Origin of the sequence: Dyadobacter sp. CY323, from assembly GCF_021390245.1 — a bacterium.
Lineage (GTDB): Bacteria > Bacteroidota > Bacteroidia > Cytophagales > Spirosomataceae > Dyadobacter.
Genome location: NZ_JAJUXH010000039.1, coordinates 1 through 23,237, shown reverse-complemented (window position 1 = coordinate 23,237; position 23,237 = coordinate 1). Strand labels below are relative to the sequence as shown.

Below are 23,237 nucleotides of genomic sequence, written 5' to 3'. Positions count from 1 at the left end.
TAGAGGAAGTACCCTTTCTATCGGATCTACGTTAAAACTATCACTGTTTAGGAGCTCAGACGTCCGGTTCAACTTATCAATTATAAATTGCAATGTATTGATGTTAAATCTATATATATCAATCGTATTATTTGTGCTTTCCAGATAATAATCAGTGTACGCAACCTCATATCGAATGTTCGTTAGTAGGTGTGCTATATACGGCTGAATTTTATCGAAAAACGAACTGATTATCTTCACTAACACGACGAAACCTCCTATTGTAGAAAGGAAGTTGTTAAAATCGCTCAGCATCTCCCGGTAATATTTGTCCATAGATCGAATTTTAGGTCGGTATAAATAAAATCAATTTTCTAACTACTTGCAAATCAACCTGAACAGTATATCCCGACAAACCCGCCCGGCCTGTGAAAAACGTGCGCAGGACTTTCAACTACAATTTTGGAACAGCAGAACGGAACAGGAAGTCGCTTCGGTTTGGGTTGAGAAGCGATATGCTGTGGATGGTGGGATTGTTATTATATGGATAGATTCGCCCTAAAAACTATCTATATATTTATTAAATTTGCTGAGTATCACCCATCTCTATCAAACTTATGAAACACCTGCTACTAAACATTTTGTTGCCTATCTTGCTTCTAATTTCGTACTGTTCAATTGGTCAGCAAAAAGACCCAGAGTTTAAAGTAATAAACGCGGGTGCCTATAGCCAATCGCTAAATACCACATCGCATTGTTTAGAAATAGTAGCTCAAGATTACAATCCAAGTAGCATTGATCATTGGAAAGCTCTTGTTGAGTATGTTAAGGGGTTTGATCCTCAGACAAAAGGCAATGCTACAATTTGGTTTGCCTTTTACGACACTTGGATTAAGACTGATGGTTGTTCATGCAATTTTAATGCAGGTGATGGGTGTGAAAGTACCTACAGATCAAATGTGATTGCTTCCGGATCTATTACTCCTTGGATAAACGGTAAACGAAAAGGTTCTATTAATCTGAATGGCCGGTACAGAATGGATGAAGGTAGGGGACCAAAACCAGTGGAATCTGGAGGCGTCTGGAGTGTCAAGCTTGAATTTTAACACACTGCTTGCCGTATGGATGGTGATTGTGATAATCTGGCCACATGGCGAAAGCAAAACACCTGCGATGGGTGGGGTCAGGTGGTTTAGTGTTCTACAAACAATTGTCATTTTTTAATTATCTCTCGTTTACTCGTTATCGTATACTTTAATTGCGGAGCCAGTTTTTTTTCAATTTCATTAAGCGTAGGGTTGTTGCTGTTTATCCATTCTACTGTTCTTTCTGCAACTTCACTGTTTCCGGTACCATCAAGAATGGTAAATGTCTCTACCCTTAAAGTTTTTGGTTTTCCTATTCCATTTCCACTACTTGCAATTATTGTTTTGACGCTTGTCGCCCACCTCGGACCAGCCGCATAAACAGCTGCATACATTGTTTTAGCTAAAATCTCGTCTGCTCCTTCCGTGATACAAGCTTCATAAAACATTCTATGAACCTCTCCCCAAGGTATAATTTTGATATCACAGTAATAATCATGAACAACTGATGCGCGTCTATACTTTCCCTCAAACGGTCCGCCTATAATAGACCAAAATGGCTTTGGTATTGAAGCCCCGTCTACAATATGCCCGGCAGGAACATGCCATTTCTTTTTCTTTGCATCTACAAACGCGAATTCTTTTATTAGTTTCATTTGACGCCCATTGTTCAGAAACTCAGCAACTACCGTTCCTACAAAGCGCGGGCTTTTGTCTTGTTTGAATGCAGCAAGAAAGATGATAAAGATAAAGAGGATAGGTTTTTTCACATTAGATGAGTTTACACCTAAAAATATGAAAATGCTAAATCTCATAATAGTAATCAAAGCAAATTCACACCAGACACTTGCTTAAACTTGATACCCTGTGATATTCTAGTCACATGGCCAAAAAGAAAGCACCTCCCGGACCAGTCACCAAACGCCCTGTTGGCCGTCCTTCCGCCTATCGAGACGAATACGCAGAACAGGCACGAAAGCTCTGCCTGCTTGGTGCTATCGACCGTGAAATGGCGGATTTCTTTGGTGTTTCAGAGCAGACACTGAATGCCTGGAAAAAAGAGTTTCCAGAATTTCTTGAGGCCATACGCGCAGGAAAGCTGAAAGCGGACGCAGAAGTGGCTACAAAGCTCTATGAGCGCGCCTGTGGCTCAGAATGGACGGAACAGCAGGCTTTCAAACTAAAAGCTGGCAAAGGCGAAGAACGGGTCGAGATCGTAACTGTGCGGCGTGCTGTCCCACCTGATACAAATGCGATTGCATTGTTCTTACATAATCGCCGTCCTGATCTCTGGCGTAAGAATGCTACCACACCGCCACCAGCCGATCCGAACGTACCGGACGATTATAAATACCAGCTGGAACCTGACGAAAGCGTGCCGGATGCTCCAATCCTCTAAGCCGGTAGAACTGACCAAGAAACAGGCAAATATCTACATGTGGGGCTGGCAGAAGGCTGCCCGTTTCCGTGATGCCGTCTGTGGCCGACGCTTCGGCAAAACATTCCTGGGCAAGGCCGAAATGCGACGTGCTGCCCGTTGTGCTATGAAGTGGGGTGTTAGTATCGAGGACGAGATCTGGTATGGCGCGCCGACCTTCAAACAGGCAAAGCGGGTATTCTGGCGGCGGCTGAAACAGGCGATACCGCCCAACTGGATATCAGGCCGGCCGAATGAAACCGAATGCTCAATCACGCTCCGGACTGGCCATGTGATCCGGATCGTCGGTCTGGATAATTATGATAATCTCCGTGGCTCTGGCTTGTTCTTCCTGCTCATCGACGAATGGGCAGACTGTCCGTATGAGGCCTGGGAAGAAGTTCTGCGCCCGATGCTTTCCACCTGCAAATTCAAGATCAAAGGTGAGCAGTATGAAGGTGGCCACGTCCTGCGGATCGGCACGCCAAAGGGTTTTAACCACTGCTATGATACCTACCTGATGGGGCAGGGGAGTGAACCCGATTACAAGAGCTGGCTTTACACCACGCTCGACGGCGGCAACGTACCACAGAGCGAGATTGATGCTGCACGGCGCACACTGGATCCGCGCACATTCCGTCAGGAATACGAGGCCAGCTTTGAGAACTATCAGGGCGTGGTTTATTATTGCTTCGACCGCCGAAAGAGCCACACCGAAGAAACGATCAAGCCGAAAGAGCCTTTACATATCGGTCTTGACTTCAACGTGGGCAAGATGGCCGGTATCGTGCATGTGATCCGCAACGGTCTGCCGCGTGCCCTGGCTGAAATGGTTAACGTATACGACACACCGGCTATGATCGCCGAAATACAAAAGCGTTATGATGGTCATCTGATTTCAGTCTATCCCGATGCATCCGGTGATAGCCGTAAAAGCGTCAATGCCTCTGAAACCGATATTGCGCTGCTGAAAAAGGCAGGGTTCAGAATTGTGGTCGATGGTGCCAACCCGACTGTGAAAGACAGGATCAACAGCATGAATGCCATGTTCCTGAACACCTATGACGAACGGCGTTACCTGGTCAATACAGCCAAATGTCCGGTTTACACACAATCACTGGAACGTCAGATCTGGGATGACAAGGGTGAGCCGGATAAGAAATCAGGACATGATCACCCGAATGATGCTGCTGGCTATGTGATTACGAAACTGTTCCCGATTACGAAGCGCGGAGTTGGTCGTGTGGGGATGGCTGGGGTTTAACTATTACTTATATACGTAAACAAATTTTATTTGTTGCGCTATCAGTTTTACCCATTGAAATTTTGCTTGCTTTTGTACAAAAAATAGTCGTAAAAAGACGTCTCAGTATTTGAGATATAACCGAACAGAATATTCTTCTGATTTTTGCGAAATATAATCGTTAGTTATTTTTTTTAAGGCTTTCAGATAAGCGATATGGGATAGCTCGAAGGCTTTGCACTCAGATTTTATCAAGACGGAAAACCAATTGAAAAGCGCACGCGACCACTCAACGATTTTAAAAATCGCGTCGATCATTGTGACGATGTCAAATAGGTCTTTCAAGACATGAAGATGTAGTATGACGTGCAAACACCGACTCATCCTTGAAAAGTTCCACACATTTGCACATGATTGTTAGATTTGTCAAAACATTCCTTATGAGAGATAATTGGAAAAAAGATTTTGTTGAAGCCCTGATAAAGAACGATGTAATTGGAGCGCAAAATCTCGTGTCACAAATGATGCCAAAAAAATTGTATAGGTATCACTCCATATCAACTCGAACGATAATTGGTTTGGAAAAAGAATCTGTATGGGTGTCAGATCCTTCGACATTCAATGATCCGTACGATTCCGCTGCTGCATTGTATCGTAGAGATGAAGATATCACACTAACCGGATGGGATGAGTCGGGAAATGAGATTAAATATGCCGTCAAAGATTTTACGGGGCTTGGTAAAACACTAAGAAAATACGACGGACTACGAAGTCAGAAATACGCTGATGAAATCCGCAAATCGCTAAGAGTTTGTTGCTTTAGTCAAAATAAGAATTCTGTTCTGATGTGGTCGCATTATGCGGACCAGCATAAAGGAATATGTGTTGAATACGATTTTACAGGTCTAGAAAAAGATGAATTGATGTTAAAATGGATGTATCCTGTTGTCTATTCAAAATCCTTATTCGGGACACCTATTTCTGACGTAGAGAAAATTAAAGCGTCCATAGGGAAGCTTTTTTCACTTCACAAGCACAAAATTTGGAGTTACGAAAGAGAATGGCGACTTATAATTGATAGTGGATCCTTTGATGAACAATATATAAAAATTCCTAAACCAACAGCAATTTATCTTGGCAGTAGGATTAATAGAGAAGAAGAAATATTTATGAGCGAATTTGCATATCGTAAAAAAATAAGGTTGTTTCGATCCACTTTTGATCCATTGAATTTCAGAATGATTTTTTCAGAAATTTCACTCAAACGTTCTGGTGATAAGTAATAATATTCATAATAAGGATTTCAAATTTCATTTTACATTCTCCCAAGCCCTGTTATAATCGCCCCAACAAGGAGATTATCCCATGATGCCAGCCCAATCCCCGATTTCACTTAACACCCTTTATCTGATTGAGAGAAAGCTGGCTGGGGACGAACAGCCTGGCATTGAAGTGATCGGCGGTACGGTCGATATCTACGGTTCCCAGAAAACCCCGACATCTGCGCCAACAGGCATGTTTAAGACATCAGCGGGCTTTTCGGGTATCGACAGCTTCGGCATGGTGCCTAAATACCTGTACATCACCCAGGCCACCGGCACGACCACAAGTATTATCCTGACCGGCATCTCGGCGAAACCCGTCTAATGGCTGAATTTACTCAAAACGGCCTATTTGGTGGAATCGGGTTGTTTTGCAATCAGCCTTTGTTTGTCCAGAATGGCCTTTTTGAACAGCAGGGTGGTTTCTTTTCCGGTGCATCCCTGGCTTATGACTTTCTAAGAACCGACCCACTGGTTACCGGACCCGGTATCCCAATGACGCGTCTTAGCGGTGCCATGCGGTATAATGCGCAGGGTATTCGTGAGTTCTCGAATGAGAACCTGCTGGTGCAGTCGAATAATACTGCAAGTGCTTCATGGACAAAATCAGGTACAAACGTCACTGCAAACATTATCCCCGGCATCGACGGATACCTGATGGATTTAGAAACGCAGACAGGTTCGACCAACGCCGCTATCGTCCAATCCGTAACGATTATCCCCGGCACGGTCGTCACCGCATCAGCGGATTTCAAGTATTCAAACCAAGATTGGACTCGGCTTCTCGTTTTTGATCAGGACAGCACAGGCGTTCAATTCCGTGTATGGGTTAATTTATCGACGGGTGCATCCGGTACAGTAGGCGGCAGTGGTGGTGGCACTCTGCTGTCACACAGTGTTGTCAACATGGGTAACGGGATTTATCGCGTCTCGATCACAGGGTATTTAACAACTGCTGTAACTGCTGTATTTCAAGCCCGTGCCACTCAAGGGGACGCATCTTCACTCTCTTCTGCTGCTGGCCAATATTACATCGGTAGATGCACATTCAAACGTGGTGGTATCAGTTCTACTTATATCGACACAACGACAACTGCACTCTACACACCGCGCCTCGATTACAACCCGACAACATTGCAGCCTGAAGGTTATCTAATGGAGAAACAGACGACAAACCTGTTCCTGCAATCTAATAATCTTAATGATGCTGCGTGGACTAAGACAAACTCTACCGTGACGACGAACGCTGCGATTGGTGCTGACGGGGTAATGTCTCTAGATTTAGTGCAGCAGTCTACAACATCAGCCTTAGTAAGACAGTCCTGTACTGTCACGGCAAGCACAGCGTATGTTTTTTCCGCAGATTTCAAAAAGAGTACCGCTGGCGATTGGCTACGTATCACACTTTTTGAAAACACTGTGGGCGGTAATCAAGCAAACGTATGGTTTAACCTTACGACTGGCGTAATGGGACAGGTAACTGCTCTTGGCACGGCAACAGCGGTTGTCGCCGGAGTTAAGTTATTACCTAACGATATTTATCGTGTCTGGATAACGTTCAATCTAGGGACAGATACGATCATTTCTATGCAAACACGAATCGTTTCTAGTGATGGTGGCAGTGGCGCATCGGCAGCGGCCAATTACTATCAGGGTTGTGCCCAGCTTGAATTAGGGACACGTCCAACATCATACATCGCAACAGGCGCATCACAAGTTACCCGAGCTGCTGATACGATGATCGATAACGCGATCAGCTGGTATAACCAGTCTGAAGGCACTTTATATTTCGAGGTCAAGACGTTCGATGACCCGACAACTGTACCTATCGGTGGATACTATCACGGCAGCGGTTCTAATAATGAACGTCTAGAGATGCGGATTAATAACACCACACCTGCATCCGTTTATTTCATTGTTGATGACTCTGTCACCCAAGGGTCCCCGCAGGTTTCGGGTCAACTCGTAGAGAATACAGTTTATAAATTTTCTACCTCATACAAGGTAAATGATTTCAATGTGGCGCGTAACGGATCGGTGACACCCGATACGGCCGGTACAGTTCCTTCGGCAACCCAGTTCCGATTTGGATCACCATCTTTTACGACCAATAACATCTGGATTCGGAAATTCGGCTACTGGCCATATCAACGCCCGAACACTGATTTAGTGAGTATCACAACATGAGCCATTATCTAAGATTTCCAACAAAAGCGGCTATGGATACAGCCCTTGCGCCTTATAAAAATGAAAATGGCACTGTCAGTGGTTGTGAGAGCTATTCAATCGACGTGATCGGCCAGATTATTACCCCCGCAAAGTATGATGGTGAAACCGTTATCGAACCATCAATCACGCTAGAAGGCTGGCATGTGAATTGGCTGGGTGACCTGCCGGACGATTTCCTGCCGTATGAAGTTTTCCCCGAACATCCTGTGAGAGTGTGGGCTTAGATGAAACCAGATGATCAGCATCCCGATTACAACAAATTCTTGCCGGTCTGGACGAAATGCCGTGATGCCGCTGATGGTGAACGCGCTATCAAAAGCAAGGGTGCTGCTTACCTGAAACCGCTTGCCGGGCAGATCGAAGGCAAAGACGAAACAGCTTATAATTCCTATCTCGACCGCGCCAGCTATTTCAATGCCACTGGCCGCACCGTTGAAACCATGTCTGGCCTGGTGTTCCGGAAACAAATGACCAAGACTATTCCCAACAGCCTGAAAGAATGGCTCAACGACATCACGCTATCTGATGAAACCCTGACAGAGTTTGCCCAATCTCTGATCGTCGAAGATGTTGTAACCGGACGCTGTGGTATCCTGGTCGAACAACCGCCAGTCCCAAATGCACCACTGACCATCGCTGCAAAGCAGGCATTAGGATCGCGTCCATACTTCGTGCTTTACAAAACAGAAAGCATCAGAAATTGGAAATACAAGCGGATCAATAACCGCTATATCCTGGCAAACATCTGGCTGGGTGAGACTTATGAGGACGATGAAGGCGAGATCAAAGATCAGATCCGTCAGCTCACCCTGGATACCGGGGTTTATCAGCAATTGATCTGGCGCAAACCTGCGACCGGCTGGCAAATTGTCGAGACGATCACCCCGCTGAAAAATGGCGCACCATTACCTGAAATCCCGTTCTTTCCAATCGCACCGCAGAAACCAAAGCTCGATATCGTTGCACCACCGATTGAATCCCTGGCTGATGTAAATATATCACACTACAAGAATTCTGCTGACCTCGAAAATGGTGTGCATATTTCCGGTATGCCGACAGCTTATATCACTGGTGTTGACGATACTGACGACAATGGCAACAAGTCGGTTATCTATCTCGGATCTTCGACCATTTTGACGCTGCCAAAGGATGCTACGGCTGGCTTCCTGCAATGCGGATCTGAGGGTTTTGCAAGCCTCGAAAAGGCCATGGATCGCAAGGAACAGCAGATGGCCGCGCTCGGTGCCCGTATGCTGTCCCCGGAGAAGAAAGAAGCCGAAGCCGCCGAAACGCATGAGATCAAGCGCGGGGGTGAAAACTCTGTCCTGGCCACAATCGCCGGTGTGGTTGAACGCCAGCTCACCAAGGCTTTGCAGTTCGCCGCAGATTGGGAAGGTATCGACGGGGAAATCGCTATCGAGCTGAACAAGGATTACATTCCAGTCACCTTCACTGGCGCCGACCTGACCGCCTGGGTTGCTGCACGTCAGGCAGGTGAGATCTCGAAAGAAACGTTATTCAATGTCCTCAAATACAGCGAATGGCTGCCAGATGACACGACCTTCGAGGAAGAACAGGCCAGAATTGACGAAGACGGCCCACCTCTGGGAAGCCTGACTAATGAGGGTGGTGATGGTGCTGAATAACATCATCGTTCCAATGGATCCAATAATCAATGTGATTGCTCAGGATGTCGCCCGAAACCCTTCCTTTCAACAGTCAGTCCAGAGATTGCGCAATACAGTGATCCCGTATGGTAACACGCTGCACCCATCCGATGAACTGCTCGAAGCCTGGTATCGCTTCAAGGAAAACCGGATATGTTAAGTAGTAGGCTTTATTTCTTTGCTCCACTTTATCCAGTAAAAGATAAAATGTAGGACTGCTTTATTTTTAGACCTAAAAAACTGGTATTCTATACGATTGTCGCAATACCACTCAAAAAACCCATCGTCTGATTTATCAGGCATGATCTGGAAGAATCCAGCTGGGTTTTTATCACCGGCCTTTTTGATCTTTCCATCTCTGCCCCAACGCTGGTGAGATGTGTTGGCAAATGTGTATACATAGCCTGTCAAATTGGCTAAAAGCGCGACCAACTCTATTTCGCTAAGCTTCTCATTTGGAAGCTCATCAAGCGTTTGGTTTAAGGATTTAAGTTTCTTTGTCATCTAAGTTTAATCCAGGGCGGAATGCAAGTTATCTATTGTGGTTGACATCTTGTAGCATAAAACCGTAAATTCTAATCATTCAAACTGAAAGACAGTTACAAAGTGTCCACAATCAATGAACGCATTCTTGATGCCCAGATCAAGCATTCCGTTTACCTGGAACGCTATAAATCCGGTGTCCTGAAAAAGATCATCGGCCAGTTGAACCGTACCGAAGCTGACCTGATCGAACAGATTGCCGCGCGACTGGTTAAGATCGAGCAGCGCGGTTACGATCTCGGAGTCGATACGACAAAACGGTTGAACGATATGCTGGCCAATATCCAAGAACGCCGGGCAAAGGTCTACACCGCTTTCGCCAATCAGCTATTTAATGAAATGGTGGACTTTGCCACTTATGAGGCTGACTTTCAGATCCGCCTGGCTGAAAATGCCGGGATTGAGATTGACCTGTCCATGCCGTCGAATGCTCAGCTCAAAGCGGTCGTCCAGGCGCAACCATTCCAGGGACGATTGCTGAGAGAGTGGGGCAGAAGCCTTGAACGGGCGGAACTCCAGCGTATTCAGGACGCAATCCGGATCGGTATCACCGAAGGCCAAACCACCGATCAGATCGTTCGCCGTATTCGTGGTACAAAAGCGGCAAAGTATCAGGATGGCATTCTTGAAATAGCCCGACGCGATGCCGAAGCCGTCGTCCGGACGGCAGTTGCACATACGCAAAACCGTGCGCGGATGGAAGTGTTTAACGCCAATTCTGACATCATCCCTGGCGTTCAATATGCTGCCGTCCTGGATAGTCGCACCACGGAGATCTGCGCCAGCCGTGACGGCAAGGTTTATCGGCTGGACAATGCGCCACCTATCCCGGCGCACTTTCGTTGCCGGTCGATCTATGTGCCATATTTCGGGACACCACAGGGTAACCGCGCAAGTCAGTTCGGACCCGTGCCGGCCAGTACGAATTATGCTGAATGGCTGAAAAGTCAGCCGGTCGAAATTCAAGAGGAAGTGCTTGGGGTCGCCAAAGCGAAGCTATTCCGGTCTGGAAAACTGACCCTCGAAAAGTTTGTAGACAAATCCGGGCATGTCTATACATTGAAGGAACTCGCCCGGCGCGAGAAACTATAACCCACCCGAAAGGCACACACAATGAAATTAAAAGCAGTTCTCGAAACCCTCGATGGTCTGGACGAAGCTGTTCAGGCGTTCTACACCGAAAAGGACGGTAAGTTCTATCTGTCAGTTGATGGTCTGATTGATCATCCGGACGCTAAAAGCGTGAAAACTGCCTTGGATAAAGAGCGTCAGGCAAAACGTGATCTGGAAACCAAGGTTACGGAACTGACTGACAAATACAGTGGCTTGCCGGAAGATTTCAGCGTCGATGAATACAACCGCTTGAAAGACAGCGGTGGTGGCGATATCAACCAGAAACTAGCCGATCAACGCGCCCGACTGACACAGGAAAAGGATACAGCAGTTAAGAAAGCGGAAACCGAGCGTGATAGTTACAAATCCCGCGTCGAAAAGCTGGCCAGCGAGAATGCAATCAATACCGCCCTAGCAGAAGCCAATGTAGCACCGCATATGCAAAAGGCTGTGCGTGCCATGTTCCAGAGCCAGATCAAGGTTGATTATGAAGGTGATGAAGCCATTGTGACAATCGAAAACCTGCCGGTTGTTGATAAAATCAAAGCCTGGGCTGGTACAGAGGAAGGTAAGTATTTCGTGGCTGCTCCAGCCAATGGTGGCGGCGGCGGTGGCAATAACAAACCTGGTACCGGAAACAACGACAAGGATAATCCCTACACAAAAGAGGGTTTCAACTTGACCAAACAGGCTGAACTCGAAAAATCAGATCCGACAAAAGCGGCGCAATTGAAAGCGGCCGCAGGAAAATAAAGCAAAGCCCCTTCATCGGGGCTTTTTTTATGCTTGCGTGAATTTAGATTTCATGTAATCATCATGTCATGCTGCACGGGATCGAGACGATCAGTGCCATATCTGATAGCGAGATGCAAATCAGGTAAACGGTCAAATGCCGTTCCTTGCAATTGGATAGCGAGATGCGAAGCCAGTGAATTAAACGGCCAAAATAATCGCAATCTATCCTTTGGAGGTCTTAAGTGGCTATTACTCAATTATCCGATATTGGTGTGTTTCCGACCAATGTTTCTAAATACATTGTTCAGGAATCCATCGAAACAAACGAATTCTGGCAGTCCGGCATTATCGGTCGAAATACCGATGCTGCTGTTCAAGCCGCGCTCGATGCCGGTGGTTTCGAGGTTATCTTTCCATTCTTCAATGATCTGAGCGGTTCCGGTCAAATCATGCAGGAAGGCACCAACCTGACAATTGGTAAAGTTGGTACAGGTTCCGGTAAGGCACCTGTTATGGAACGCGCCGAAGTCTGGGGTTCTACCGATCTGGTCGCTGATTTCCTCGGTCAAGATCCGATGAAGCTGATCTCCGATCGCGTTTCTGCATTCTGGTCCCGTCATTACTCCGCTGCATTGCTGTCCGTTATGGCCGGTGCAGTTGGTGCAGTGACATCAAATGTTCTGGATATTTCAGGCTTGTCTGGTGCTGCTGCTGTTTTTGATGCTGACAGCTTCATTGATGCTGAACACCTGCTCGGCGACCGCCGCAAAAAGCTGCGTGCTATTGCGATGCACTCCCGTACAGTAGCCGTCCTGCGTAAGCAAGGTTTGATCACTTACATCACACCGACTGAAGGTCTCAAAGAGAAGGTGGCTTACTACGGTGATCTGCGCGTTATCGAAGATGACACGATGACATTCAACGGCGGTACGGGTGTTTACACGACCTACTTGTTTGCTGAAGGTTCTGTCCTGTTTGGTGAAGGTGGTGTCAAAACTCCGGAAGAAGTCGAGCGTAACGCCTTGATCAATGGTGGTCAGGAATACCTGATTTCCCGTAAGCGTTTCATGTTCGTTCCAACCGGTGTGTCCTTCACCGGTGCCGTCGCGACAACAGCCCCACCAAACGCGACAAACGCTGAACTGGCGACTGTCAACAAGTGGACATTGAAATACGATCAGAAGAATATCGGTATTGTCAAGTTCATCCACAAACTGGCCTAATCTCTGAATAGACCGCCTAACAAGCGGTCTTTCCCTTTCCCTCCAACTCACTTATGAGGCTATAAAATGGCTAAAGAAGAAATCGACGTTCAGGCCGAACGTGCAAAATTCCTGACTGACCGTCAGAAAAAAATTGACAAGGCCAAAGAAGAAACTATTGACGAGCGCGAAGATGCGTATTCTCAATTCTCAAATCCATCGTCTGTGCGTGCAACAGATGGTGGCAAGCCTGGTACAAAAGAGCGCAACCCTCTGGAAGTGGCTGAAAATGCTGCTGATGAAGGCGAAGACGACGATAACGACGGTGTTCCAACCAAAGATAGCAAGGTCGATGAGATCAAAGCTTATCTGGATGCCAATGAAATCGACTACACAGGCGTCACCAAAAAAGACGATCTGCTCGCTCTGATTGTATAAGGTCTGACATGCCATTTGTTCCCGCGACAGGTAGTAACAGCGACACAGCCAATTCGTACTGCGATGTGGCCTATGCCGATGCTTATCACACCTTACGCGGGAACACCCTTTGGACTGGCACTGAGCCGCAAAAACAAGCAGCACTGATCAAAGCAACTGATTATATCGAACAGGTTTATAGCCAAAGGTTTATCGGAATATATTCCGGCGTTGGTCTGGCTTGGCCGCGCAGCAATCTATCCCAATATGCCTCTGATGTTATTCCGGATAACCTGAAAAAGGCGACCTGTGAGCTGGCTCTTGAAGCACTGGCCGGTGATCTCAATCCTGCGACCGGTGGATCTCAGAATGTGATCCGCGAAAAGGTTGATGTGATCGAGATTGAATACGATAAAGCAATTACGAGTAAATCACGGCCAGCGGTGACGGGCTACCTTTCCTCTCTCATCAGCGGATCTGCATTGAACCGCCCGGTGGTGCGCGTATGAATTACGACCGCTTTGTTACAATGGCTATTAAGCAAATAAATGACAAAGGCCGTACCGTCACCTTGCGCAGTAAATTATCAGGGACGTATGACCCGATTGCCGGGACGATCACCAGCGATACGGATACGAACCGGTCGTTGAAGGCTGTTTTTACCGAATATAAATCCATGGAGATTGACGGCTCAATTATCGTGCGCGGTGACAAACAGGTTTTGATTGCTGATGTCTCGGAGCCACCCGATGCTAACGATATTTTGATTGATGGAACTGATGAATATTCCATTATTAATATAGGTGCAATCCAGCCGGGCGACCTGCCGATCCTGTACAAGTTGCAGGTGCGCCGATGAATTTCCGTGAACAGCTCACCGCCGCTTACCAGAAAAAGGTCGTCAAGCCGCACGAAAACCTTGTTCGGAAAACCGCCCTGATAGCTTACACAAACATTGCCCTGGCCACTCCCGTTAAATCCGGACGTGCCCGCGCGAACTGGAATATCTCGGTTGATACGGTGGACGCATCGACGACCGACAATACCAGTCAACCGAACTTTGCTGCCAAAGCTGGTGCTGCCGTGGCCAATTTCGTAATCGGGAAAACGATCTATATTTCTAATAATCTCCCCTATATCAAACGTCTGAATAACGGTTATTCAAAGCAGGCTCCGGCAAGCTTCGTTGAGACTGGTGTTGCTCTGGCCAAACGTCAGGCAGGCGCCAAATGAATTATGCAGTCGCCAGTAAGCAAATCATCAAATATTTTGCTCAGCAATGGAATAACCTGACGAAAGTCGCTTATCCGGATGTTGGATTTAAGCCGCCAAACACTGAAACATGGGTGCGATTGACAATCCAGAATTTTGACGGTTATCAGGCATCAATGGGATCGCCTGGATCAAACCGTTTTCGCCGCAAAGGTCTGGTCACTATCCAGATTTTTCAAAAAGAAGGCACTGCCGGACTTGATGCATTGAATAAAGCTGATGCCGCAGTAAACATCTTTCGTGGTGTCGAAAATGCTGGTATACAGTATTACGACGTGCAAATAAAAGAAATCGGAAACGATGGCGCTGGCTGGTATCAGATCAACGTCCTAGCCTACTTCCAGTACGATCACATTGCTTAAAGGAGCAGACAATGACCGATAGTTCACAGACCCGCCTATCCTATATCGCCGAAGTCACTTATGGCGTAACGCCAGCGACACCGGTGTTCAAAAATGCCCGTATGACTGGTGAAAGCCTTGCGCCTTCGATCCAGTACGTATCCAGCAATGAGATCCGCGCTGACCGTAACGTTTCAGATATGACCCGTGTTGGTCAGGAAGCTGGCGGAGATATCAATTTCGAGCTGTCCTATGGCAGTTTTGACGACCTCCTTGAGGGTTTGATGTATTCCACCTGGGCAACCAACGTCCTGAAAAACGGTGTGACCCGTAAATCATTCACGTTTGAAAAAACCCTGGCTGCTACTGTAAACCAGTATCACCGTTATCCTGGCTCTATCGTTAACAGCCTTTCTTTGAGCATGCGCGCTAAAGAGATTGTCACAGGCTCGTTCAATATCATGAGCAAAACCACCACGTCAGCTCAGGCAATCATTGCCGGTGCAACTTACACGGCTGTCAACGCAAACCCTGTGATCAACGCTGCCAACAACTTCGCCAGCTTGTCCATCACTGGTGGTGGTACTGTTGAATTGATGTCCCTGTCCTTGAACATGACCAACAACCTCGAACAGCAACCGGTTTTAGGTGCTGTGGCTAACCGTGGTATCCGCGCTGGTCAGTTCGTTGTGACTGGTGAATTTGAAGCCTACTTTGAAAGCCAAGAACTGTTTGAACTGTACCTGGCCGACACTGCAACCGATCTGACATTCGCACTCGGCGGCACGTCAACCCTCAAATACACCTTCCTGGTGCCTAAGATCAAAATGACAGCTGTACAAACCAATGCGGATGGTAACAACCAGGACGTAATGGCTAAAATCAGCTTCCAGGCTTACTACGATGGTACACAAGCTGCTGCACTCCGCATCACTCGCGCACCGTAACCGAATGGCTCCCGTTTAGCCTTTTAATCTGGCGGTGGGGTGTTCGGGCATTCCACTGTCACCATCCACCCGAAAGGATCGAAGATGTCAATTTATAAGAAGTTTTCCAGCGATACGGATCTTGAAAGCAACGCTGGTATTACGGTTGATTATGGTGATTTTAAGATCACAATCAAACGTGCCGGTGGTTCAAATAAAGCATTTGGCAAATTGTTTAACGACAAGATTAAGCCTTATCGCCTCATGATGCAAGCTGGCAATATGGATGATGCCGCTGCACTCCGTATTCTGGCCGAATGCTATGCTGAAACTGTGGTTATTGGCTGGGAAGGTATCACTGATGAGAAGGATAAAAAGATCCCTTTCAACCGTGAGAACTGTATCAAAGTCCTGACCGATCTGCCTGAATTATTTGGAATGATCCAAGACGAAGCAAACCGCGCATCTAACTTCCGGAAAGCGGAAACAGAGGCGGAAGCAAAAAACTCTGTGAAGTCCTAATTTGGTTTGAGAAGTGGGGCGGCCAGTACGAATTACTGATTGATCGAGCTGCACAAGGTATTCCAACACCGGCATTAGATCGCCGCCCCGAACTTCTCCCTGGTTTGGACTTCTACTTTACAGCATACCGTGAATTAAGGTATGATAGACCAATAGGAATGACACTCGGCCCGATACCTTGGTCATCTATTATCCGATGGGGTGAACTGCACGGCGTGAATGATCTTGATGATCTGGCCGTACTTGAACATCACATCAGGGCAATGGAAAACGCTCTTCATGAATTTCAAGAGCGCCGTGACAAGGCAAAAGAGAAAAAGGGGCGCGGGTCATGAGTGATGTAGAAATTGTCGTAGGCATTAAGGCTGACACAGCTGGTGGCCGGACAATTAAACGCTCTCTTGACGATATCGCCAGCTCCGGCGACAAAGCGACATCAGCCAGCAAACGATTAGAATTACAAAGCCGTGCGACTGCAGCTGCTGGTCAGGTCATGGTTCGTGCTTTTGCTGCTGCTGGTGCCGTTTTTGGCGCATCACAGATCATCAAAATGGCTGACGGGTACAAGCTGCTCGAAGCCCGTGTGAACAGCATTACAGGCTCTGTGCGCGAAACAGGCCGTGTCATGGGTGAGCTGCGCAAGATCTCGGATCAAACTGGTTCCTCTATGGAAGTAAGTGTGTCAATTTTGCAACGGTTATCCTTTGCACGTAATGAAATCAAGGCCACAAACGACGAAATGATCGTATTCACTGAGACAGTTACCAAGATGGGTATCATGTCCGGTGCTTCTGCTGAAGCTCTTAAAAACGGTTTGACACAGTTAGGGCAAGCCCTTTCCAGTGATGTGATGCGTGCGGAAGAATTCAATTCCGTCATGGAAAATACGCCGGGCATTGGTAAGGCTATTGCTGATCAGTTCGGTGTTACAACCGGCCAGTTGCGCCTTTTAGTTGTTGAAGGTGAAGTCCTGCGCGACGATGTTTTTGCTGCAATTTTAAACCAGGCAAAACAAGTCCGGAAAGAGTTTCAGGAATTCCCGAAAACGGCTGAGCAGGGCTTTAATCAGATGCTCGGCCGGCTTACTCAGGTTGCTAATGAAATCAACCGTGCGACCGATGGGACAAACAAACTCGGCATGTTATTCCGTGCGATTGGTGACACAGCCAAACACGTTTATAACGGCATTTCGACTGTTTTTGAATTCATGGTCGCTGGTATCATGGAAGCCATAAACCTGATGACCAAGGGTTTCAACCTGGCTATTCAGGGCATTAACCGCCTGAAAGCTGTGACGCCTTTCGCCAACAAAACACCATTGCAGACATTTAATACGGTCGATGCCGGTTCAATCCTGGAAGAAGCACGCAATAATACCATTGCCAGATCAAACCGACTGTTTGCTGACGACACAAAAGACATCGAGATCAATTCACGGAATATCTCAAAGAATTATTCAGAAATCGCGTCCGGATTAAGCAAGTCATCTAAAATGACGAAAGAGCAAAGTGCCGCTCTAAAAGAACAGAAGAAAGTGCAGGATCAGCTCACCCGCGCGATTAAGGACAGCCGGACAGAAGAAGAAAAGCTGTTTGATACAATCGCTGAAATGGAGCGTTTGAAGCCATTTGCCAAGACAACTGAGCAGACCCAGGCGATTGCCAAAAATATCAAAAATGCCCGTGATGAACTCGAAAAGCTGCGCGTCGAAGCTGAACTGAAAGGCCCGACTGCCAAAGCTTTCGCATCACTGGCCAGTGAGATTGACGACGGTTTTAAGGATGCGTTTAAATCGGCATTCACCGAAAGCGACGGCGGTTTTAAAAAGCTGCTTGAAGGCTGGAAAAACACATTTAAGAACTTCCTTGCGGAACTGGCCTATCAGGCTATGGTGCGCCCGATCATGGTTTCTTTGGTTGGTGGTGTGGGTGGTCTGATGGGCTTGTCCGGAGGTGCTGTTAATTCCGTCCTGGGCAACGTCACCGGCGCACCTGGTATCCTTGGCGGTGGCACTGGTGGGGGATTGAGCGGCCTTAGTGGTTTGTCCGGTCTTTTAAATGGCGGACTATACAGCAGCACGCTCGGCAACTTTGGAGCGAATGCAGGTTTCGGCCTCGGTAATATGATGGGCATGAGCTTTGAAAATGCCGGTGTAATGAGTGATCTGTTCCGTGGTGGCCTGGGTAATATGGGTTATGGTGCGGTTGGGGGTCTGGCTGCATCATTATTTGGATTAGGTAGCGATAATTCACTTGTTAATATGGCGACCGGTACGCTCGGCTCACTGGCTGGTGGCGCCATCGGTTCGTCACTCGGTACTATCCTTGGCTTTGCTGGCGGACCTGTGGGCGCACTGGCTGGCGGATTCCTTGGCACTGCCCTCGGTGGTCTGTTCGGTGGTGGCAAGCCGTCTGACAAGGTGCAGGGCGGTGGCTTGAACCTGGCCACGCTTGAAACGACAACCAACGGCATGACCGGCGCAAAATTCAGCCAGGCAAACGCCGATTTCCGCGATAAAGTGGTTCAGGAAGCCATAAACCTGACCAAACTCTTTCAAAGTGTTGGCGGCAAAACCACGGGCGATTTAGGCTATGCCATTGGTAGCCGCGACGGTATGCGCTTGAACGTAAACGGCAATGTTTCGAACTACGGCACAGATGCTCAGGCATTCGTCAATGCCATGATGGAAGCTGTTTTGCAGGGCACAACCGGTCTAACCGGCACGTTTAAAACCATCGTTGACAAGTTGGGTGTCGGTGATACCGCTAAGCTGGCCAAAGCCTTTGAGTTCGGTAAAATCTATGACGAATTCACAAAGTCAAAAGATCCTGTCGATATCCTGGGTGAATCACTCAAAGCACTGAACGACCAGCTGGCCGAATTGCAAAAGACAGCCGTGGAATTGGGTTTCCCGACCGACGAACTGACGCTTGCCTACAATAAACAAAAAGAGGTGATTTTAGGCAGTATCAAGGCGCAGATGGCCGGTTTCTCCAGTCTGGAAGACATGACCAAAACGTTTAAGAGCTTCCTCGATGGTCAGGCTCTTGGCGATTCCAGTCTGTCACCAACACAGAAATTGCAGCTGGCTCAGGACAATTTCGGATCACTGTTGACCAAAGCCAAGGGCGGTGATTTGAGCGTTACACAAGATCTATTAAAAGCGGCAAGTGAACTGCTGAATATCGGCCGTGGTGTCTATGCATCGTCCGTATCCTTCGCTGGTCTGGAAAGCTTTGTACGATCCTCTGTAACAGATATCGCGCGTGCTGCTGGCGTGCCGGGCTATGCCATGGGCACAAATAGTGCTTCGGCTGGCCTTGCGATGGTTGGCGAACGTGGCCGCGAACTGGTGCGCATGGGCGGCGGGGAAAAGGTCTGGACAGCTGGCGAGACTGCCGGGATCATGGCCTTATCTGGATCAATGGCAAACGATATCGCACGCACAAACTCGCAGATTGTGTCCCTAAATTCCGAGATCCTGGCCGAACAGAAAGAACAACGCAAGGAAATGGTTTATCTGCGTAAGCAGTTCCAGCGCATCGGTGACAAGATGGCGGTATCATCATGACGTTTGCATACGGTGAAGTCGCTTATGGTGAGTTACCGTCGATTTACGATCATTCGGCTGTAGATCCATTTGCTGCTCTCTTAAATACCAGCAACCCGCAGCTGATGTACCTGATCGAGCTGTATCCATATGATGCAACCGTAACCCAAAGCCTGGCCTTTCCTTTGCCGTATGGCGCGGCTGCTTATGGTGAATTTGAGATCACTTATTTTGGCGGAATCAACAAGACCTATCTTTCTGACACTGGATTTATTACAGAACCGTCAGACACTCCTTCCAGTCAGTATTTTATTGCCCAGGTCGATAATCCCTTGCAGTACGAGACATCAATCCTTTCCGGCGATCATTTCGGCTCCGGAAACCAGTCTTTTGGATCCATTATCATCACAAACGGCAATGGTCGTCTGGATTATCTGAATGACTATTCCTGGTCAAACCGGCGCGTCGTTATCAAGGCAGGAACAAAAGGATTTACCTACAGCCAGTTTTCAACGGTTTTTGATGGTGCGGCAAACGGCATTGAGGGCGACGATGAACGCATAACCATCACCGTCAGAGATAACCGGGTTAAAACCGATCAGCTCCTTGTTCCCAATATTTATGCGGGTACTGGTGGGTTGGAGGGTGGCACTGATATCGCCAATAAACCCAAACCGCTTTGTTATGGCGTTGTCAATAATATCGAGCCGGTTTTAGTCGATGCGGTTAATCTGATTTACCAGATCCACGACGGATCAATCAACTATGTTACAGAAGTCAGAGATAGTGGCGTCGAGATCCTGAATGCTGGCGATGTCTCGGATATCCAGGCCGCATCTGTTGCAGCTGGATATTTCAAAACCGACCTTTCAAAAGGTTATATCAAGCTCGGATCAACCCCAGCTGGCCGTATTACCGCTGATGCACAGGGTGAAAACGGATATAGCGGTTATGTTTTTAAAGTGGGCGATATCGTCAAACGTATTGTTCAAACCCGCTTGGGATCTGCGTCATTGAATGACACTGATATTGACGGTGGCTCTTTAAACCGGTTAAGCCTGGCCATACCTGGACCCGTTGGCATATTTATAAATGACCGGATATCTGCTTCCGCTGTGATTGATGATCTGGTTACGCCACTTGGTGCTTACTGGACATTCACCCGGCAAGGGCAATTATTGGCGGATGTTATTGATCAGCCCGGCACAGAAACATATACAATTGATGCCGATACTATCGACGAAAGCGGTATCCGGATTACAAACACGATTGCCCCGGCCTGGCGCATTTCGGTCGGTTATGCCCCGGCTTTTATCGTCCAGAACTCCGATGAATTGTCGGCCGGCACAAGTGCCATTGATCGCGCCTTTGTCTCGGAAGAATACCGTTATGTATCCGGGCAGGACGAAGTTGTAAGATCGCAGAATACGCAAGCGGTTGAACTTGTTTTTAAGACAAAACTTGCTTTGAAAGCTGATGCGGAAGCATTACTGGCTCGTTTGCAAAGAATTTATTCAAAGAAACGTCGCATTATCCAGGTGCCTATATATGGTGCTCTGTTTAGATTATACATTGGCTCGACAGTCAAATTGGTGTATGGTCGTTTTGGGCTTTCATCAGGCTCAAACTTTTTGATATCCAGTATCGGTGAAGATGCTGAAACTGGCCTTACAACTTTGGATTTATGGGGGTAGATCATGCAGAATATGCTCTTGGCAACACCCATTTTATCCGACGCAGCGACGATCATAGGATCCACGGCATCCGGATCACTTGGCATCAATAATTTGAAAACACCCTCGCTAAAAGAGGTTTACCGGGCAGCGAATGCGGCATCTGTCTTTATCATTGCTGATTTAGGATCTGCCAAAACAATCAATATGGTGGCTCTGATTGGCCACAGTGGATCGTCACGCTCATACGCCCGTATCCGCGGCGCAACATCACAGGCGAACTTGACGGCTGCGCCTGGCTATGACAGTGGCCTGGTTCCCTTTCGCTCTCATCAGTCAGGATATGACGCTGGCTGGGCTTCTGGTGTGCAGGATGAGCAGGCTGGCTCCCTTGACCGTAATATGTTCTTTAAAAAATTTGCTGACCAGACTTTCCGCTGGTGGCAAATTGATATCGTCGATCCGAACAGCGTGTATCTCGATATTGGCCGGATTTACATCAGCAAGGCATGGCAGCCGGAAGTTAACATGGATTATGGTTTAGCGGAAGGCTGGATAGATCCATCCCGAAAATCCCGAACCGTTTCAGGTGAAATGATTCCGCTGGAACGTAAGAAGTTCCGATACGCCGATTTTACATTCTCGTACGCTACACAGGACGAAGTTTACAATAATGCTTTTGAGATCGAGCGACTACGCGGCCGGACAAAAGATGTCCTGTATATCAATGATCCGGATGCAACAGCACATTTGCAGCGTCGCTCTATTTATGGCACCCTTGAAGGCTTTCAGCCAATCATAAACACTGCTTTCAGCATTTTTCAAAAAACCTTTCGCATTGAGGAAATCCCATCATGACGCTGACGATTAAAGATCTTGTATTTGAAACCAGCAACACGACGGGTACTGGCACATATAGCCTGGCCGGACCAGTCACAGGCTTTTTGTCTTTCTCGACCTGCGGTAACGGTGCCAAGGTTCCGTATATCGCCAATAACAGTGCTGGTGCTTACGAGATTGGTTTTGGAACGGTTACGCTCGGATCGCCCAATTTATTAGCCCGGACAACCATTCTGGCGTCGTCAAACAGCAATGCGGCCGTAAACTGGGGCGCGGCAATGAATATCCGCTTGGCGCCGTTGGCCGGTGTCAATATGGTTCGGGACGAAAACCTGAATTTCAGTGATTTGCTCGGTGTTGGCGGTGGTACGGCCAATGCCCATACTGTAACAATGCCAGTTCCTGCCAAAGGTTATTCTGACGGTGCAATTTTCATGTATCGTCCGTCCGTTGCCAACACGACGGCCGGTTTCTCGATTAACCTTGATGGCCAGGGCGTGAAAGCTGCGAAGGTTAATGGCGCAGATCCAGGTATCGGCTTCGCCGCAGTCGGCAACCTCATTTTCTGTGTCTATAAAGCCGCAAACAACACAGTTGAAATCTTGAATCTGACAAAATTGGGTGAGCTGGCTTATCAGACGCGCAATTTGACCATTGCACTGAACGAAAAGCTGGTAACAGTTGCATCTGCGGCTTCAGCTAACATTTGGGACGTTGATGGTAATGTTATCGATTGGACAGGTACAGCAACTGCCACAGGTTTTACGGCTGCTCCGCAGGCTGGTGCAAGTCGAAAACTGATCTGTGCTGGTGCTTCTGTATTTACTGCTGGTGCCAATATGCTGATCAACGGTGTTATCAGCGGTCAGAATTACACGGCATCTGCTGGCGACCAGATTACAGTCTACGCGACAGCAACTAACCAATTTAGACTGTCCATCATTAAAGCTAACGGCACTTCGGTTGTCGCTCCGCCAGCTGGCCTGACATCTGGCACAGCCGTTGCAGCAACGTCCGGAACGTCCATTCCATTCAACTCGATCCCGGCAGGAATAAAACGTATCACAATTAATTTGGCCGATCTTTCTACTAGCGGTTCTAGTCTCGTGATGATACAGATCGGAGATTCAGGCGGTATTGAAACGACTGGATATAAGGGCG

25 protein-coding genes are annotated in these 23,237 nt (G+C 47.6%); 23 read left to right on the top strand and 2 right to left on the bottom strand.

Translation table 11 applies throughout. The features are described from left to right. Positions 1 to 596 precede the first annotated feature (596 nt). On the top strand, positions 597 to 1,085 hold the full coding sequence (locus LZG72_RS28420; protein ID WP_233878575.1) for a hypothetical protein: 489 nt from the start codon (positions 597 to 599) through the stop codon (positions 1,083 to 1,085). Between the two features lie 107 nt (positions 1,086 to 1,192). On the opposite strand, the gene LZG72_RS28415 is transcribed toward LZG72_RS28420, so the two are convergent. Further along, positions 1,193 to 1,834, bottom strand: coding sequence for a DUF1353 domain-containing protein (locus tag LZG72_RS28415; protein WP_233878574.1), 642 nt, complete (start codon positions 1,832 to 1,834; stop codon positions 1,193 to 1,195). 113 nt (positions 1,835 to 1,947) lie between these two features. Here LZG72_RS28415 and LZG72_RS28410 point away from each other — a divergent pair, with 113 nt between their 5' ends. The 8 genes from LZG72_RS28410 (at position 1,948) to LZG72_RS28375 (ending at position 9,102) form a co-directional block, all read left to right on the top strand. Further along, positions 1,948 to 2,463 carry a helix-turn-helix domain-containing protein gene (locus tag LZG72_RS28410; protein WP_233878572.1) on the top strand — a complete coding sequence of 172 codons (516 nt, stop codon included), beginning with the start codon at positions 1,948 to 1,950 and terminating at the stop codon, positions 2,461 to 2,463. Next, entirely contained in the window at positions 2,447 to 3,745 is a 1,299-nt protein-coding gene (locus tag LZG72_RS28405; protein ID WP_233878571.1) for a hypothetical protein, read from the top strand. The genes LZG72_RS28410 and LZG72_RS28405 overlap by 17 nt, the downstream gene beginning before the upstream one ends. A 419-nt stretch (positions 3,746 to 4,164) precedes the next feature. Next, on the top strand, positions 4,165 to 5,007 hold the full coding sequence (locus LZG72_RS28400; protein ID WP_233878569.1) for a DUF2971 domain-containing protein: 843 nt from the start codon (positions 4,165 to 4,167) through the stop codon (positions 5,005 to 5,007). Between the two features lie 82 nt (positions 5,008 to 5,089). Next, positions 5,090 to 5,371, top strand: coding sequence for a hypothetical protein (locus LZG72_RS28395; protein WP_233878567.1), 282 nt, complete (start codon positions 5,090 to 5,092; stop codon positions 5,369 to 5,371). Continuing rightward, entirely contained in the window at positions 5,371 to 7,233 is a 1,863-nt protein-coding gene (locus tag LZG72_RS28390; protein WP_233878565.1) for a hypothetical protein, read from the top strand. The genes LZG72_RS28395 and LZG72_RS28390 overlap by 1 nt, the downstream gene beginning before the upstream one ends. Positions 7,234 to 7,265: 32 nt before the next feature. After that, complete coding sequence (locus tag LZG72_RS28385; protein WP_233878564.1) at positions 7,266 to 7,499, top strand: hypothetical protein; 234 nt, start codon at positions 7,266 to 7,268, stop codon at positions 7,497 to 7,499. After that, positions 7,500 to 8,921 carry a DUF4055 domain-containing protein gene (locus tag LZG72_RS28380; RefSeq protein ID WP_233878563.1) on the top strand — a complete coding sequence of 474 codons (1,422 nt, stop codon included), beginning with the start codon at positions 7,500 to 7,502 and terminating at the stop codon, positions 8,919 to 8,921. It begins immediately after the preceding gene. Positions 8,922 to 8,934: 13 nt separating this feature from the next. Continuing rightward, on the top strand, positions 8,935 to 9,102 hold the full coding sequence (locus LZG72_RS28375; protein ID WP_233878562.1) for a hypothetical protein: 168 nt from the start codon (positions 8,935 to 8,937) through the stop codon (positions 9,100 to 9,102). Here the strand turns inward: LZG72_RS28375 and LZG72_RS28370 are convergent. Continuing rightward, positions 9,099 to 9,446, bottom strand: coding sequence for a hypothetical protein (locus LZG72_RS28370; protein WP_233878561.1), 348 nt, complete (start codon positions 9,444 to 9,446; stop codon positions 9,099 to 9,101). The two genes, LZG72_RS28375 and LZG72_RS28370, sit on opposite strands and share 4 nt — an antisense overlap. A 102-nt stretch (positions 9,447 to 9,548) precedes the next feature. Here LZG72_RS28370 and LZG72_RS28365 point away from each other — a divergent pair, with 102 nt between their 5' ends. From LZG72_RS28365 to LZG72_RS28300, 14 genes are all read left to right on the top strand, one after another. Then, positions 9,549 to 10,577, top strand: coding sequence for a minor capsid protein (locus LZG72_RS28365; RefSeq protein ID WP_233878560.1), 1,029 nt, complete (start codon positions 9,549 to 9,551; stop codon positions 10,575 to 10,577). Between the two features lie 21 nt (positions 10,578 to 10,598). Next, positions 10,599 to 11,351 (top strand): hypothetical protein, encoded by a 753-nt coding sequence (locus LZG72_RS28360; RefSeq protein ID WP_233878558.1) that lies wholly within the window; start codon positions 10,599 to 10,601, stop codon positions 11,349 to 11,351. A 224-nt stretch (positions 11,352 to 11,575) separates the two neighbouring features. Then, complete coding sequence (locus LZG72_RS28355; protein ID WP_233878556.1) at positions 11,576 to 12,556, top strand: hypothetical protein; 981 nt, start codon at positions 11,576 to 11,578, stop codon at positions 12,554 to 12,556. Positions 12,557 to 12,622: 66 nt separating this feature from the next. Continuing rightward, entirely contained in the window at positions 12,623 to 12,973 is a 351-nt protein-coding gene (locus LZG72_RS28350; RefSeq protein WP_233878554.1) for a hypothetical protein, read from the top strand. An 8-nt stretch (positions 12,974 to 12,981) separates the two neighbouring features. Continuing rightward, positions 12,982 to 13,461, top strand: a complete 480-nt coding sequence (locus LZG72_RS28345; protein WP_233878553.1) for a DnaT-like ssDNA-binding protein — start codon at positions 12,982 to 12,984, stop codon at positions 13,459 to 13,461. Positions 13,462 to 13,481: 20 nt separating this feature from the next. After that, positions 13,482 to 13,811, top strand: coding sequence for a hypothetical protein (locus LZG72_RS28340; protein WP_233878551.1), 330 nt, complete (start codon positions 13,482 to 13,484; stop codon positions 13,809 to 13,811). Continuing rightward, a complete protein-coding gene (locus tag LZG72_RS28335) occupies positions 13,808 to 14,185 on the top strand; it encodes a hypothetical protein (RefSeq protein ID WP_233878550.1) in 378 nt (125 codons plus the stop codon). The genes LZG72_RS28340 and LZG72_RS28335 overlap by 4 nt, the downstream gene beginning before the upstream one ends. Next, positions 14,182 to 14,586: a phage tail terminator-like protein gene (locus LZG72_RS28330; protein WP_233878548.1), complete on the top strand. Its 405-nt coding sequence runs from the start codon at positions 14,182 to 14,184 to the stop codon at positions 14,584 to 14,586. The genes LZG72_RS28335 and LZG72_RS28330 overlap by 4 nt, the downstream gene beginning before the upstream one ends. A gap of 11 nt (positions 14,587 to 14,597) precedes the next feature. After that, positions 14,598 to 15,512: a phage tail tube protein gene (locus LZG72_RS28325; protein ID WP_233878547.1), complete on the top strand. Its 915-nt coding sequence runs from the start codon at positions 14,598 to 14,600 to the stop codon at positions 15,510 to 15,512. Positions 15,513 to 15,596: 84 nt separating this feature from the next. Continuing rightward, on the top strand, positions 15,597 to 16,013 hold the full coding sequence (locus LZG72_RS28320; RefSeq protein ID WP_233878546.1) for a hypothetical protein: 417 nt from the start codon (positions 15,597 to 15,599) through the stop codon (positions 16,011 to 16,013). Between the two features lie 331 nt (positions 16,014 to 16,344). Next, positions 16,345 to 19,584 carry a tape measure protein gene (locus tag LZG72_RS28315; RefSeq protein ID WP_233878545.1) on the top strand — a complete coding sequence of 1,080 codons (3,240 nt, stop codon included), beginning with the start codon at positions 16,345 to 16,347 and terminating at the stop codon, positions 19,582 to 19,584. After that, complete coding sequence (locus LZG72_RS28310; protein ID WP_233878544.1) at positions 19,581 to 21,257, top strand: hypothetical protein; 1,677 nt, start codon at positions 19,581 to 19,583, stop codon at positions 21,255 to 21,257. The genes LZG72_RS28315 and LZG72_RS28310 overlap by 4 nt, the downstream gene beginning before the upstream one ends. Positions 21,258 to 21,260: 3 nt before the next feature. After that, entirely contained in the window at positions 21,261 to 22,094 is an 834-nt protein-coding gene (locus LZG72_RS28305) for a hypothetical protein (RefSeq protein WP_233878543.1), read from the top strand. After that, the coding region (locus tag LZG72_RS28300; RefSeq protein WP_233878541.1) for a hypothetical protein at positions 22,091 to 23,237 on the top strand (1,147 nt) is incomplete at its 3' end. The genes LZG72_RS28305 and LZG72_RS28300, both read left to right, overlap by 4 nt.

Bases quoted from the DNA above. Each gene is read 5' to 3' on its own strand.
- LZG72_RS28400 (WP_233878569.1), top strand. From the start codon at position 4,165: ATGAGAGATAATTGGAAAAAAGATTTTGTTGAAGCCCTGATAAAGAAC.
- LZG72_RS28370 (WP_233878561.1), bottom strand. From the start codon at position 9,446: ATGACAAAGAAACTTAAATCCTTAAACCAAACGCTTGATGAGCTTCCA.
- LZG72_RS28305 (WP_233878543.1), top strand. From the start codon at position 21,261: ATGCAGAATATGCTCTTGGCAACACCCATTTTATCCGACGCAGCGACG.
- LZG72_RS28405 (WP_233878571.1), top strand. From the start codon at position 2,447: ATGCTCCAATCCTCTAAGCCGGTAGAACTGACCAAGAAACAGGCAAAT.
- LZG72_RS28350 (WP_233878554.1), top strand. From the start codon at position 12,623: ATGGCTAAAGAAGAAATCGACGTTCAGGCCGAACGTGCAAAATTCCTG.
- LZG72_RS28340 (WP_233878551.1), top strand. From the start codon at position 13,482: ATGGCTATTAAGCAAATAAATGACAAAGGCCGTACCGTCACCTTGCGC.
- LZG72_RS28335 (WP_233878550.1), top strand. From the start codon at position 13,808: ATGAATTTCCGTGAACAGCTCACCGCCGCTTACCAGAAAAAGGTCGTC.
- LZG72_RS28325 (WP_233878547.1), top strand. From the start codon at position 14,598: ATGACCGATAGTTCACAGACCCGCCTATCCTATATCGCCGAAGTCACT.
- LZG72_RS28320 (WP_233878546.1), top strand. From the start codon at position 15,597: ATGTCAATTTATAAGAAGTTTTCCAGCGATACGGATCTTGAAAGCAAC.
- LZG72_RS28420 (WP_233878575.1), top strand. From the start codon at position 597: ATGAAACACCTGCTACTAAACATTTTGTTGCCTATCTTGCTTCTAATT.
- LZG72_RS28410 (WP_233878572.1), top strand. From the start codon at position 1,948: ATGGCCAAAAAGAAAGCACCTCCCGGACCAGTCACCAAACGCCCTGTT.
- LZG72_RS28395 (WP_233878567.1), top strand. From the start codon at position 5,090: ATGATGCCAGCCCAATCCCCGATTTCACTTAACACCCTTTATCTGATT.
- LZG72_RS28360 (WP_233878558.1), top strand. From the start codon at position 10,599: ATGAAATTAAAAGCAGTTCTCGAAACCCTCGATGGTCTGGACGAAGCT.
- LZG72_RS28385 (WP_233878564.1), top strand. From the start codon at position 7,266: ATGGATACAGCCCTTGCGCCTTATAAAAATGAAAATGGCACTGTCAGT.
- LZG72_RS28310 (WP_233878544.1), top strand. From the start codon at position 19,581: ATGACGTTTGCATACGGTGAAGTCGCTTATGGTGAGTTACCGTCGATT.
- LZG72_RS28315 (WP_233878545.1), top strand. From the start codon at position 16,345: ATGAGTGATGTAGAAATTGTCGTAGGCATTAAGGCTGACACAGCTGGT.
- LZG72_RS28330 (WP_233878548.1), top strand. From the start codon at position 14,182: ATGAATTATGCAGTCGCCAGTAAGCAAATCATCAAATATTTTGCTCAG.
- LZG72_RS28390 (WP_233878565.1), top strand. From the start codon at position 5,371: ATGGCTGAATTTACTCAAAACGGCCTATTTGGTGGAATCGGGTTGTTT.
- LZG72_RS28345 (WP_233878553.1), top strand. From the start codon at position 12,982: ATGCCATTTGTTCCCGCGACAGGTAGTAACAGCGACACAGCCAATTCG.
- LZG72_RS28380 (WP_233878563.1), top strand. From the start codon at position 7,500: ATGAAACCAGATGATCAGCATCCCGATTACAACAAATTCTTGCCGGTC.
- LZG72_RS28375 (WP_233878562.1), top strand. From the start codon at position 8,935: ATGGATCCAATAATCAATGTGATTGCTCAGGATGTCGCCCGAAACCCT.